This is a genomic window from Marinobacter maritimus (assembly GCF_007671675.1).
In the GTDB taxonomy this organism is placed as follows: Bacteria; Pseudomonadota; Gammaproteobacteria; order Pseudomonadales; family Oleiphilaceae; genus Marinobacter; species Marinobacter maritimus.
Genome location: NZ_VCGW01000001.1, coordinates 661,021 through 674,650 on the forward strand (window position 1 = coordinate 661,021; position 13,630 = coordinate 674,650).

Below are 13,630 nucleotides of genomic sequence, written 5' to 3' on the forward strand. Positions count from 1 at the left end.
ATAAATAAAAAGGGGCGGGAACGCCCCTTTTTTGTTGGTTTGTATCAGCAGCGTCCCGTGCTGTGTTGTTTGGTAAAGAGATTGCAATTTCAACGGCCGCCCCAATGAAGGGTGTTATGCTGAATGAAACACCGTCAGAGGATTCCTTATGACCCGGATACCCGAAGATATCGTGCAAGAATACCCGCTGCTTCCGCTCCGTGATGTGGTGGTGTTTCCGCACATGGTGGTCCCCCTGTTTGTGGGCCGCGAAAAATCCATTCAGGCTCTGGAAGCCGCGATGGAAGGAAGCAAGGAAATCCTGCTAGTGGCCCAACGGGACGCCTCCACTGATGAGCCCGGCCCCAATGATGTATTTGAGGTGGGCACGCTTGCAACTGTCCTGCAAATGCTGCGGCTCCCTGACGGCACGGTTAAAGTGCTGGTTGAGGGTAATGCCCGGGCTGCGATCAGTAATATTACTGAAGCCGATTACCTGTCCGGTGGTGCTGCGCTCATGGACGACGAAGGGTTGCCTGATCGCGAGGAAGAGGTGCTCCTGAAAACCCTGATGGACGAGTTTGAAAAGTTTGTGAAGCTCTCCAGAAAAGTTCCCTCGGAAGTTTCCAATGCTTTGGCCGGCATCGAAGAGCTGGACCGCCTTGCCGACACCATGGCGGCCCATCTTGAAATGAGCATTCCGGAAAAGCAGGAGCTGCTGGAAGCGCTTGATGTTAATCGCCGTGTGGAGCTTCTGCTGGGCAAGCTGGATGGGGAGATCGACCTGATCGAGGTTGAGAAGCGCATTCGCGGCCGCGTAAAGAAGCAGATGGAGCGCAGTCAGCGCGAGTATTACCTGAATGAGCAGATGAAGGCTATCCAGAAAGAAATGGGTAACCTGGGCGAAGGTAATAACGATTTTGAAGAGCTGGAGCAGAAGCTCGAGGAAGCCGGCTTGCCGGAAGAGGCTCGGAAAAAAACGGAATCAGAGCTGAACAAGCTCAAGATGATGTCGCCCATGTCCGCTGAAGCCACGGTTGTTCGTGGTTATATCGACTGGATGCTTGCCGTGCCCTGGAAAAAACGCAGTCGCGTTCGCCACGACATTGAGAAAGCCCGGGAGATTCTTGACCAGGACCATTACGGGCTTGACGAGGTCAAGAAGCGCATTCTTGAATACCTTGCGGTGCAGAGCCGAGTGAAAAAGGTTAAAGGTCCTGTTCTTTGTCTGGTGGGTCCTCCTGGTGTGGGTAAGACATCGCTTGGACAATCTATCGCTCGGGCCACCAACCGCAAGTATACGCGGATGGCTCTGGGTGGTGTTCGCGATGAGGCTGAAATTCGCGGCCACCGTAAAACCTATATTGGTGCGCTACCCGGCAAGCTGCTTCAAAAACTTGCCAAAGTGGGTGTTAAAAACCCGCTGTTCCTGTTCGATGAAATCGACAAGATGGGCATGGATCACCGTGGTGACCCTGCATCTGCGCTATTGGAAGTTCTTGACCCTGAGCAGAACCACACGTTCAACGATCACTATCTGGAAGTGGACTACGATCTTTCCGATGTCATGTTCGTGTGTACGTCCAATTCCATGGACATCCCGTCTGCGCTGCTGGATCGCATGGAGGTTATCCGGATTCCGGGGTACACCGAAGACGAGAAGGTGAACATCGCGTTGCGTTACCTGTTGCCGAAGCAGATCAAGGCGAACGGATTGCGTAAGGATGAGTTGACGCTACCCGAAGACACTCTGCGCGACATCGTCCGTTACTACACTCGCGAGGCTGGCGTTCGTGGTCTTGAGCGGGAAATCGCAAAGATCTGCCGAAAGGTTGTGCGCGAGCATGTAGAAGCCAATGACAAAGCCGTCATCGTTATCGAGCCCGATATGCTTGAGCACTACTCTGGCGTGCGTAAATTCAACTACGGGCTGGCAGAGGAGACCAATCAGATAGGCCAGGTAACGGGCCTTGCATGGACTCAGGTGGGCGGTGAATTGCTCACGATCGAGTGCGCTCTTACGCCTGGTAAGGGCAGGGTTGTTAAAACCGGGTCTCTCGGCGACGTAATGCAGGAGTCTATCCAGACGGCGCTTACGGTTGTCAGAAGCCGTGCTGAGGGTCTGGGTATTGCAGACGATTTTCATGAAAAGCACGATTTGCATGTTCACGTACCCGAAGGAGCAACGCCCAAAGATGGTCCCAGCGCCGGTATTGGTATGTGCACAGCTCTGGTTTCTGCATTGACCAAAATTCCGGTTCGGGCAGACGTTGCGATGACCGGTGAAATTACTCTCAGAGGTCGGGTTCTACCCATTGGCGGGCTCAAGGAAAAGCTCCTTGCGGCTCATCGTGGTGGTATCAAGACCATTCTCATACCTGATGAAAATGTGAGAGATCTCAAGGAGATACCTGATAATATCAAGGAGTCACTGGAGATTCTTCCGGTCAAATGGATTGATGAAGTTCTGGATATTGCACTGGCCTATGCACCCGAGCCGCACGCGGTTAACAAGTCGTCCGAGGCGAGTTCAGGTAAGTCGCGTGACGAAGAAAACGATGGTGCAGAACGCATAAAAACACATTAAACCCTGGATGAGTTGTTGACATGCCGGAGAACCCATTGGTATAACTGTTTCGCCGTGAAGCAGCCAATACCAAGGGCTCCCGCGCAGTATGTGCCTATTCCGAACACCGGTTGAATACCGAAAGGAATAAGAAAACCGAAGAATGGAATTCTCCGACCGCTTATGCGATAGTCGAGAACGTCCGAGAAAAAACAATCCGACCTAGAACATCTTCAACCTGATAGCGAAGGGGTTTAGTGTGAACAAGTCCGAACTAATCGATGCAATTGCAGAATCAGCAGATATTTCCAAAGCAGCCGCTGGGCGCGCTCTGGACGCAATGACCAACTCTATTACCGGTGCCCTCAAAAAAGGCGATCAGGTTACTCTGATCGGCTTTGGTACTTTCTCTGTGAAAGATCGTGCAGCGCGCACTGGTCGTAACCCGCAGACAGGTGCCGAGATCAAGATTGCGGCCTCTAAAGTGCCCGGGTTCAAAGCAGGTAAGGCTCTGAAAGACGCCGTTAAGTAACGGTTCTTTCTCCGGCGGCTTCTGTCAAAGGGAGCCGCCAAGAAGAATTCAAGGCGCATTCCGACAGGGTGCGCCTTTTTACGTTAAGTGCACCGGCAGCAGGGTTTGATACCGCCGCCAAATGAAAAAACTGCACGACCTTGAACAGGGGTTCGGGAGAAACATGCTTCAAGATATACGGGAAAATTCCCAAGGAACGATTGCCAAGATCATTATCGGTCTGTTGGTCGTGTCCCTCTCAATCTGGGGAATGGATGCCATTGTTGGCGGCTTCTCTGGTGAGCCGGAAGTGGCAACAGTGAACGGTGAAGACATTACCGAGCGGGATTTCCTGCGCGTTGTCCAGATGGAAAGCCAGCGCCGCCTTTCCAGTATGGAGCGCCCCGACCCGGCCATGCTGAATGAGGATCAAATCCGCAAAGACGTACTTGATTCCCTGATTCAGGAACAGGTCCTTATTCAGGATGCCAGTGCTCAGGGCCTTGCGCTCAGTGACGCGGATATAGATGCCCTGATTACCCAAATGCCGCAGTTTCAGGTTGATGGACAATTTAGCCGGGATCGCTTCGTAGCATCTGTTCGCAACCTGGGCATGGGCGTCGGCGAGTTCCGCGAAGCCATGCGCAAGCAGTATGTGGTTAATCAGATCCGTGGTGGCATCATGCAGAGTGGCCTGGTTGCTGACGCGAATGCCTCCCAGCTTTTGCGAATCCAGAATCAGACGCGTAGCTTCCGGGTTGTTCAGATTTCCGCAGACGCGGTCTCTGACAAGATCGAGATTACAGATGCGGATATTGAAGCCTTCTATCAGGAAAACAAAAGCGCGTTCAAGCAGCCGGAACAGGTTGATGCATCCTATATAACCTTATCGCTTGGCGCTCTGGCAGAGAATATCGAAATCAGTCAGGAAGAGCTTGAGGCCTATTATGAGCAGCGTGCTGGCGATCTGGCCCGTGAGGAGCGCCGTGCGTCCCATATTCTGATTGAGGATGGGGCCGATGCAGAGCAGACCATCACGGCCATTCAGGAGCGCCTGGAGGCCGGTGAGAGCTTTGAGGAGCTGGCGCAAGAGTTCTCTGTTGATACGGTATCCGCCAAAGAGGGCGGTGATCTGGGCTTTGCTGGTCGCGGCGTTTATGACGAAGCCTTTGAAAAGGCGTTGTTTGAATTGCAAGAAGGCGAGGTTTCCGACGCGGTATCGACCAGTTTTGGCGTGCACCTGATTCGCCTTGATGACGTTCGCCGTTCGGATGTGCCTGCACTGGCAGATATTGAGCAACAACTGCGTACGGAGCTTGCCCGCGAGCGAGTCCAGGAAAAGTATGCAGAGGTGCGCTCAGAGCTTGCGGATTCAGCATACGCAGCAGATGATCTGGCCGGGCCTGCCAAGGAACTTGGTCTGGAAATTCGCGAGGCCAGCGGTGTTACCAGAGAGGGTGGGCGGGCACCGTTTGATCACGCAGGGCTGGTTCGTCAGCTTTTCTCGGAGGATGTTCTCGAGGGTGGGTATAACACCGAACTGATCGATGTTGGCGATAATGTTTCCGTAGTCGCCCGTGTCCGTGAGTATCGTGAGGCCCAGCAGCGTGCTCTTGAAGATGTGAAAGACAGCATTCTTGGCAATCTGGAGGCTCTCAAAACACGGGAAATGCTCAGTGAGCGTGCTGAAGCCATCGTTGCCAGCCTTGGCGAGGGTGAGTCTCTGGAAGCTCTGAATGTGGGTGACTGGGAACAGTTTGATGATCAGGCCCGGAATGCTTCCGGCGTGGATCCACAGGTTATGCAGGCTGTTTTCTCTCTGGCAAGGCCCGCGGAAGAGGGCGGCGCAAGTTACGGTACAGCGATGACACGAAACGGTGTTGCGGTGATCGCATTGGACACTGTTAATGAGGGTGGCGCAGAAGAAAACAGTGCAGACCTGGATCAGTTGCGTGAGTTTCTGGCTTCCCTTGAGGGGCAGCGTGAATACGCAGCGTATCAGCAGTTCCTGAGAAACAGTGCCGAGGTCTCGCGGCCATAAGGTAGCGAAGTAATTAAAAAACCCGGACGACGCGTTGTCCGGGTTTTTTTATGCCTGAAATCGAGATCAACTCACTCAGGACTGGAAGGAAAGCGCGTAGGCCTCAGGCTGTCTTTGATTTTTTTGAGGTGCCCCAGAAAATCCTTGCCGCGCTTGAGCGTAACGCCGGTGGCCAGAATGTCGATAACGGTGAGGTGGATGATTCTTGACGACATGGGCATATAGACTTCTATGTCTTCAGGAGCGGTAACCTCAAGAGTGGTCGTACATACGTCTGCCAGGGGAGAACCCGGGGTTGTGATGCCAATAACGGTCGCGCCGTTGTCCCGGGCAATCCGGGCAATGTCAACGGTTTCTCTGGTGCGCCCGGTATAGGATATGAGCACAATGACATCGCCGACACTGGCGCCTGCCGCTACCATTCGCTGCATAAGAGCGTCGTCATAAGACATGACGGGAATATTAAAGCGGAAGAACTTGTGTTGCGCATCGAGCGCGACAGAAGCTGAGCCTCCCATGCCAAAGAAGTTGATTTGTCGAGCCTGGATCAGATAATCAATGGCAGTTGCCAGTGATCGAGGGTCCAGTGCCTGGCGGGCCTTGTCGAGGTTGGCAATGGTGCTCAGCATGATTTTGTCGGCGAACTCTGCAACCGTATCGTCAGGCTCTATGTCCTGGCCGATATAGGGTGTGCCAGTGGCGATGCTCTGTGCGAGACGGATCTTGAAATCCGGAAAACCTGTTGCCGAAAAGCCCCGGCAAAACCGGTTAACCGTCGGCTCGCTGACGTTTGAGGCCCGGGCCAAGGCAGCAATGCTGTAACGGGTGGCTGCGCTGGGATCCCGAAGGATGGCCTCAGCTACCTTGCGTTCCGATTTGTTCAGAGTATCCAGCCGGGACTGGATGTCTGCCAATAGGTTTTCGTCACGATGTGTCTGGCTTACAGCCATCAAAGCTACTCCCTGTATCCCTGGTAGGATGGTTATTCAAAACAGCCTGATTGTACCGGGATTTTAAAGGGTTTTGGGTAGTAAACGTATCAATTTCCCGATAGTACCCTTGGAATCATCCGGGAGCACTGTCATTATTTGGATAAAATTACTACATTCAAGCGTGAGAGCAGGTTCGTTTTTTGGGCCTGGTTCACCGGAGAGGCATGCCCGATGATCAACAGGATCACCAATCGTTGCGACATTATGCTGTTCGGGGCGCTCGGCGATCTCGCTCAGCGCAAGCTGTTCCCCGCATTTTACCACCTGGAGAGAGCAGGGCTGCTTGCCGATGGCAGCAGGATACTGGCACTTGCCCGCCGGGATACGGTTACTGCGACTGTTCGCAAGCAGCTACTTGAAAAGCTGGAGCAGTATGTGAAGCCTGAAGAGTTTGACCGCTCCTTGGCCGAAGCCTTTTTGCAAAGGGTTGAATATCAGGTTCTGGATTTTCACGACGAGGAAGGCTACGGGATACTCAACACCTGGCGCGATGAAAAAAGCAGCGAGCTGATCGTTTACATGGCTAGCCCGCCCGCGATGTATGGTGTTATTGCGCGTAACCTTCGGTCCGCCAGTTGTTGTACGGAAAAGACGCGGGTCGTAGTCGAAAAGCCTATTGGCCATGACCTTGAGTCTTCGCAAGTAATCAATGACGAACTGGGTGAAGTTTACAGGGAAAGCCAGCTTTTCCGGATCGATCACTATCTGGGTAAGGAGACCGTCCAGAATCTCATCGCACTGCGCTTTGCCAACAATCTTTTTGCATCCCAATGGGATCAGAATCATATTTCCCATGTGGAAATAACCGTGGCCGAGAGTGTGGGCATTGAAGGCCGTTGGGGTTACTTTGACAAGGCTGGCCAGATCCGGGACATGATTCAGAATCACATGTTGCAGCTGTTGTGTCTGATTGCCATGGACCCGCCCTCAGACCTGTCAGCCGACAGTATCCGCGATGAAAAGGTCAAAGTGCTGAAAGCCCTGCGGGCAATCACGCCGGACATGATGGAAAGCTATGTCGTTCGTGGCCAGTACACTGCAGGAACCAGTACCGGGAAGCCGGTACCCGGATACCTGGAAGAAGAGAGCGCTAACAAAAGAAGTGAAACAGAAACCTTCGTGGCACTGAAAGTGGAAATCGACAACTGGCGCTGGTCGGGTGTGCCGTTTTATATTCGCACGGGTAAACGCCTTCCGGAAAAGTTGTCCCAGATTATCATCCACTTCAAACCAGCTCCTCACTACATTTTTGATCCTGACCAGAGGCATCTGGCCAATAACAAGTTGATCATCCGGTTGCAGCCGGATGAAGGCATGTCACTCAAGATCCTGACCAAAGACCAGGGTCTGCACAAAGGCATGCGGCTGCGACAGGGGCCGCTTGAATTGACGTTCTCCGAGACCTTTGAATCTGAGCGTATTCCCGATGCTTATGAGCGGCTCCTTTGGGAGGTCATGAAAGGTAACCAGTACCTGTTTGTGCGCCGCGACGAGGTAGAGCATGCCTGGCGCTGGGTTGATCAGGTTATCCGTAACTGGAACGACGGTGGCGATCCGCCCAAGCGATATGCTGCCGGCACCTGGGGCCCCGTGGCGTCCATTGCCATGATCACCCGTGATGGCAGGAGCTGGTATGAGGACGCCTGACATAGTTCTGCCGCCTGGCGTGGTGGCACACTTTGGTGACTCTGCTCAGCAGGTTGCGCTGGATCTTGCCGACACGGTTGCGAAATTCCTCGAAGGCAGGCTTCTGAAAGCTGAGCGTGTAAGTCTTGCCGTTTCAGGTGGCTTTACGCCCGTGCCATTTTTTCAGGCTTTGTCTCTGAAGCAGCTGGACTGGGGCAGGGTGGATATCTTACTGGCAGATGAACGCTGGGTGGATGAAGCCGATTTGGCCAGTAACACCAGGCTCGTGAAAGAGAACTTGCTCCGGAATAATGCTGCAGCCGCCCGATATTTCGCCCTCAAACAGAATGGCAATACGCCCGAGGAGGGGCTGGATGCGGTCAAAGCCGAGCTTGAAGCGCTAACACTCCCGCTGGACGTGCTGATTCTGGGCATGGGTAACGATGGCCACACCGCGTCTCTGTTCCCGGACGCACCGGAACTTGTTTGTGCTATGGATACACAATGTCAGCACCTTGTTGCTGCTATGTCATCGCCATCGCTGGAACAGCAGCGCATAACGCTGACATACGCCTTGATGGACAATGCCCGCTTTACCGCATTGCACCTCAGGGGCGATGATAAGCTGGAAACATTAAAACTGGCGATAAGCCAGCCGGAAGATCTGCTCGCTATGCCTGTGCGCGGATTCATGAAACCTGGCTTGCAGGTTTTCTGGAGCCCCTGAGCCTCTTTAAACCCCGTGTGGAGAACATCATGAGCCAAGTATCCGGTTTTCATCGCGAGCGCATCAGGTCGGTTCTGGGCTCGTCCTTGCTGATGCCCGTTATCACCATAAACCGCTTGGCCGATGCGATACCTCTTTGCCAAGCACTCTTCGATGGCGGAATTTGTGTGATGGAAATAACCCTGCGCACGGAACATGGGTTAAAAGCGATCAAAAACGTACGCGAAGCCCTCCCGCAAGCCTGGGTCGGCGCGGGAACGGTGACTTGCCTTGCCCAGTACCGTCAGGCAGAAGACGCAGGTGCCCAGTTCATCGTCACACCCGGCGTCACTGAGGCTCTTCTGGAGTTCGCTTTAACCTCTGAGGCGCCGCTTTTACCCGGTGTTTCAACCGCTTCCGAGCTGATGCTTGGTTATGGCCTGGGCTATCGAGAGTTCAAGTTTTTCCCTGCAGAAGTGGCGGGTGGAATCCCGGCGCTGAAAGCCTTGAGAGGCCCTTTTCCCGATGCCGTCTTCTGCCCGACCGGAGGCATACGCCGGGATATGGCCAGGGATTACCTGGCCTCGGGCAACGTGCAAACGGTAGGGGGTAGCTGGCTGACGCCAGCAGAGGTTGTTGCGAATAAAGACTGGGCGAAGATCACCGAAATTGCTCGCGGAAGCCTCGCTGACGTTAGCTGATTTCAGAGCCAACCCGCACGATCTTCATGGTATTGGTGCCGCCCTGGGCGTTGATGTAATCCCCCTTGGTTATGACCACCAGATCGCCTTGGGCCACCACCTTCCGGTTAACAAGCTCCGAAATAGCCAGCGCATTGGTTCGTTCATTCGGAATCTTTGCGGAATCAAACGGAACCGTCTGCACACCGCGATACATCACAACCCGATGTTGTGTGGAATGATGTCGGGAAAAAGCGAAGATCGGCAGGCTGGACTTGATGCGGGACATAAGCCTCGGCGTCGCTCCCGTCTCAGTCATGCAGATAATAGCCGACACGCCTTTCAGGTGGTTAGCTGCATACATCGCAGAGAGCGCAACAGCCTCATCGACTTGCTCCATGCTTTCGTGAATCCGGTGCTGAGACTGGTGCATTGTTGGATGCTTCTCCGCACCTATGCAGATACGCACCATAGCCTCTACAGCTTCTACCGGGTAGTCGCCTACTGCCGTTTCTGCTGACAGCATAACGGCATCTGTGTAGTCCATGACGGCGTTTGCGACATCAGATACTTCAGCGCGTGTGGGCATGGGGCTGGTAATCATCGACTCCATCATCTGGGTAGCCGTAATCACAGCGCGATCAAGCACCCTGGCGCGTGAAATGATGTGCTTTTGCACACCCACAAGCTCTGCATCGCCAATCTCAACGGCAAGATCACCGCGAGCCACCATCACCGCATCAGAGGCCTCAATTACCGCGTCGAGTGCTTCCATATTATGCGCCAGCTCAGCACGCTCGATTTTCGCAACCAGGCCGGCATCAGAGCCGGCTTCCTTGAGCAAGCGGCGAGCGGTGTGCATATCCTCGGCGGTGCGAACGAAAGACACAGCAACGAAATCGGCGCCGAGGCGAGCGGCCGTCACGATATCCTGCTTGTCTTTTTCGGTCAGCGCGTCGGCAGACAGGCCGCCACCACGTTTGTTCAGGCCTTTGTTATTCGACAGCGGCCCACCAATCAGAACCGACGATGTGATGCTGTGGTCGTCAACAGACTGCACTTTCATTTCGATGCGGCCATCGTCCAGCACCAGGATGTCGTCCGGCTGCACATCATCAATCAGTTGCTCATAGTCGATGCCCACACGCTCCTGCGTGCCCGCTTCCTTGTCCATTGATGCATCCAGAACGAAGGTTTGACCTGCGGTCAGAATGACCTTGTTCTCGGCAAAGCGTGCAATCCGAAGTTTGGGGCCCTGGAGGTCGGCAAGCAGGGCAACAAAGCGGCCTTGTGCAGCAGCCGTTTTGCGCACCTGTTGCGCACGTTCAATATGTTCAGCGGCGCTGCCGTGGGAAAAGTTAAGCCGGGTAACGTCAACGCCTGCGGCTATAATGGCCGCCAGGGATTCGGGTGAGTCTGTTGCGGGGCCTAGGGTGGCGACAATCTTGGTACGCCTGAGCATATTTCGTGTCCTTTGGTTAGTCGGATTTGCATTGTGCAAGTTTGCGATCAATTTCGGGTTAGCCGGATTTATCGACTGGCTTTCATCAGCGCGAGTGCATTGTCCAGCATCCGGTTTGAGAATCCCCACTCATTATCGTACCAGGACATTACCTTTACATGACGGCCCAACACACGAGTGTGATTAGCGTCAAAAACGCTGGAGAGCGCATTGTGATTGAAGTCTACGCTGACCAGTTTTTCCCGGTTGTAGCCAAGTACAGGATTTGATTCTGCAGCAGCTTTTACTGCTGCATTGACTTCTTCCACGGATGTTTCCCGAGTGGCAATAAAGCTGAAATCGACCAGCGATACGTTAATGGTCGGTACGCGAACCGCCAGCCCGTCGAGCTTTCCGTCAAGCTCTGGGATAATCTTGCCAATGGCTGCGGCGGCACCGGTTTTGGTCGGGATCATTGATTGGGTTGCGGAGCGGGCTCGGTACAGGTCGGAGTGGTATACGTCACTTAAATTCTGATCGTTGGTGTAAGAATGTATGGTTGTCATCAGCCCGCTTTCTATACCGATGGCTCTATGCAGCGCTTCAGCAACTGGTGCAAGGCAGTTGGTCGTGCAGGACGCATTGGAAATAATATTGTGCTTCGCCGTAAGAGCGCTATGGTTAACGCCGTAAACTACCATGATATCAGCATCCGGGCTTGGCGCCGAGATAATGACTTTTCGGGCTCCGGCCGTAAGGTGAGCTTCTGCTTTGGTTCGCTCGGTAAATAACCCGGTGCACTCAAAGACAACGTCGATGTTCAGATCCTTCCAGGGCAAATCTTCCGGGTTGCGAATAGCCGTGATGGCAATCCGGTCGCCGTTTACGCTGAGAGATTCGGGGCCGTGGCTGACGTCTGCATTAAAACACCCGTGGACGCTGTCATACTTGAGGAGGTGGGCATTAGTTTCAGCGTCGCCCAGGTCGTTAATGGCGACCACACGAAGTTGCTCACGATAGTTGTTTTCATAAAGCGCGCGGAGTGTGTTGCGGCCAATCCGCCCAAAACCATTGATCGCGATACGAATTGTCATATTCTGATTCCTGATCTGGGTGTTTTTTGTTCGAATTTGCTCTGCGATGTAGTAAATATAACAAAATAGCGTTCGTATTTGTATGATTTAGCGAGCTAAATCGAAAAAAGAAGGTAAAATTACGGATTATTGCGTGCTATTGAATACTTGACCGGTACTGGAGCCCCATTATGCATCCGACTATCCACACAGTTACCCAGCGAATTACCGAACGCAGTCGTGCGACCCGGCAGGATTATCTCGGCCGCATGAATGAGCTCTCAGCCCGCTCGCCGCACAGAAGTTCGCTCTCCTGCGGTAATCTTGCCCATGGCTTTGCCGCCTGCAACCAGAGCGACAAAAACACCCTGAAGCTGATGAACAAAGCCAATGTGGCCATGGTGTCGGCTTACAACGACATGCTCTCAGCACATCAGCCCTATGCTACCTTTCCGGATATCATCCGCGAGGCCGCTCATGGCATGGGCTCGGTGGCGCAGTTTGCCGGTGGCACTCCCGCCATGTGTGACGGCGTAACTCAAGGCCAGCCGGGTATGGAGCTCAGCCTGTTTTCGCGGGATACCATCGCTATGAGTACTGCGATAGCTCTGAGTCACAACATGTTTGATGCCACGCTGTTGTTGGGCATCTGCGACAAGATTGTTCCGGGACTGCTGATCGGCGCGCTCAGCTTCGGGTACCTGCCAACCATTCTGATACCTGCGGGCCCTATGCCATCGGGTCTGCCGAACAAGGAAAAGCAGCGTATACGCCAGCTGTATGCAGAGGGGAAAATTGGCAAAGACGAACTCCTGGAAGCTGAGAGCAAGTCCTATCACAGCCCGGGAACCTGCACGTTTTACGGGACGGCCAACAGCAATCAGCTGTTGGTGGAAGTCATGGGGCTGCATTTGCCTGGCGCCGCCTTTGTGCATCCCAACACCCCCTTGCGTGATCAGTTGACTCGCACGGCAACGGAACAGGTTATCCGGATATCCAGGCCTCACAATGGCGAGCTTGGTCTGGGTGACATGGTTGACGAAAAAAGCATTGTTAACGCATTAGTGGCGCTTCTGGTAACCGGAGGCTCCACCAATCACACGTTGCACTGGGTTGCCATCGCCCGGGCCGCGGGCATTATCATCGATTGGAATGATTACGCGGAGCTTTCAACCGTTGTGCCGTCCATGACTCGCATTTACCCCAATGGCGAGGAAGATGTAAATGCTTTCCACGACGCCGGTGGCACGCCGTTCCTCATTCGTGAACTGCTTGAGGGAGGCTACCTGCATAACGATGTGGAGACCGTTGTCGGGCATGGCCTTGAGCGTTATACCCTCATGCCCGAATTGGAGGGGGAAAAGCTGGTATGGCAACCCGCGCGAGAGAAAAGCCTGTATCCAGACGTATTGAGTAACGCGGCGGAGGCCTTCGCGCCTGATGGCGGGCTCAAGGTTCTGGATGGCAACCTGGGCAGAGGCGTTATCAAGGTATCTGCAGTTGCCCGTGAGCATCACAGAATTGAAGCGCCTGCGGTGGTCTTCAACGATCAGAATGAACTGAAAACGGCTTTCGATGCTGGTGAACTGAATATGGATTGCATCGTGGTGGTTCGTTTTCAGGGGCCCAGGTCGAACGGCATGCCTGAGCTTCACAAGCTGACGCCCTATCTGGGTGTGCTTCAGGATCGAGGGTTCAAGGTCGGCCTGGTGACCGATGGCAGAATGTCGGGCGCGTCTGGCAAGGTTCCGGCGGCGATTCACGTTTATCCGGAGGCGTTTGAAGGCGGCGCACTTGCGCGAGTACAAAACGGCGACTTGATATGCCTGGATGCGGATAAGGGGGTGTTATCGATCATTTTGGATGAGGCTGAGTTTACGGCGCGAGAGCCGGCGAAGCCGGATCTGTCCGCGTATCACAAGGGCTATGGCAGAGAGCTGTTTGGCTGGATGCGACGAGTTGTCAGCACGCCCGAGGAGGGCGCCAGTGTCTTTGGCGATCAACCGCCCGGATAA

10 protein-coding genes are annotated in these 13,630 nt (G+C 54.0%); 7 read left to right on the forward strand and 3 right to left on the reverse strand.

Annotated elements, in window-relative coordinates:
- Positions 1–148: 148 nt before the first annotated feature.
- From lon to FFI90_RS03035, 3 genes are all read left to right on the forward strand, one after another.
- Positions 149–2,566 (forward strand): endopeptidase La, encoded by a 2,418-nt coding sequence (lon, locus tag FFI90_RS03025; RefSeq protein ID WP_144776401.1) that lies wholly within the window; start codon positions 149–151, stop codon positions 2,564–2,566.
- Between the two features lie 238 nt (positions 2,567–2,804).
- A complete protein-coding gene (locus FFI90_RS03030) occupies positions 2,805–3,077 on the forward strand; it encodes an HU family DNA-binding protein (protein ID WP_044386154.1) in 273 nt (90 codons plus the stop codon).
- 163 nt (positions 3,078–3,240) lie between these two features.
- Positions 3,241–5,097, forward strand: coding sequence for a SurA N-terminal domain-containing protein (locus tag FFI90_RS03035; RefSeq protein ID WP_144776403.1), 1,857 nt, complete (start codon positions 3,241–3,243; stop codon positions 5,095–5,097).
- A gap of 71 nt (positions 5,098–5,168) precedes the next feature.
- On the opposite strand, the gene hexR is transcribed toward FFI90_RS03035, so the two are convergent.
- On the reverse strand, positions 5,169–6,047 hold the full coding sequence (gene hexR, locus FFI90_RS03040; protein WP_144776405.1) for a transcriptional regulator HexR: 879 nt from the start codon (positions 6,045–6,047) through the stop codon (positions 5,169–5,171).
- A 213-nt stretch (positions 6,048–6,260) separates the two neighbouring features.
- On the opposite strand from hexR, the gene zwf reads away from it, so the two are divergent.
- From zwf to FFI90_RS03055, 3 genes are read left to right on the forward strand one after another with little or no spacing between them, the layout of a single operon-like run.
- Entirely contained in the window at positions 6,261–7,736 is a 1,476-nt protein-coding gene (zwf, locus tag FFI90_RS03045) for a glucose-6-phosphate dehydrogenase (RefSeq protein ID WP_144776407.1), read from the forward strand.
- Complete coding sequence (gene pgl / locus FFI90_RS03050; protein WP_144776410.1) at positions 7,723–8,442, forward strand: 6-phosphogluconolactonase; 720 nt, start codon at positions 7,723–7,725, stop codon at positions 8,440–8,442. The genes zwf and pgl overlap by 14 nt, the downstream gene beginning before the upstream one ends.
- A 29-nt stretch (positions 8,443–8,471) precedes the next feature.
- Positions 8,472–9,122, forward strand: a complete 651-nt coding sequence (locus FFI90_RS03055) for a bifunctional 4-hydroxy-2-oxoglutarate aldolase/2-dehydro-3-deoxy-phosphogluconate aldolase (protein WP_144776412.1) — start codon at positions 8,472–8,474, stop codon at positions 9,120–9,122.
- Here FFI90_RS03055 and pyk read toward each other — a convergent pair.
- Together pyk and gap are read right to left on the reverse strand one after the other, a co-directional pair.
- Entirely contained in the window at positions 9,115–10,563 is a 1,449-nt protein-coding gene (gene pyk / locus FFI90_RS03060) for a pyruvate kinase (protein ID WP_144776414.1), read from the reverse strand. The two genes, FFI90_RS03055 and pyk, sit on opposite strands and share 8 nt — an antisense overlap.
- 68 nt (positions 10,564–10,631) lie before the next feature.
- Positions 10,632–11,636: a type I glyceraldehyde-3-phosphate dehydrogenase gene (gap, locus tag FFI90_RS03065; RefSeq protein WP_144776416.1), complete on the reverse strand. Its 1,005-nt coding sequence runs from the start codon at positions 11,634–11,636 to the stop codon at positions 10,632–10,634.
- 170 nt (positions 11,637–11,806) lie between these two features.
- Here gap and edd point away from each other — a divergent pair, with 170 nt between their 5' ends.
- On the forward strand, positions 11,807–13,630 hold the full coding sequence (edd, locus tag FFI90_RS03070; protein ID WP_144776418.1) for a phosphogluconate dehydratase: 1,824 nt from the start codon (positions 11,807–11,809) through the stop codon (positions 13,628–13,630).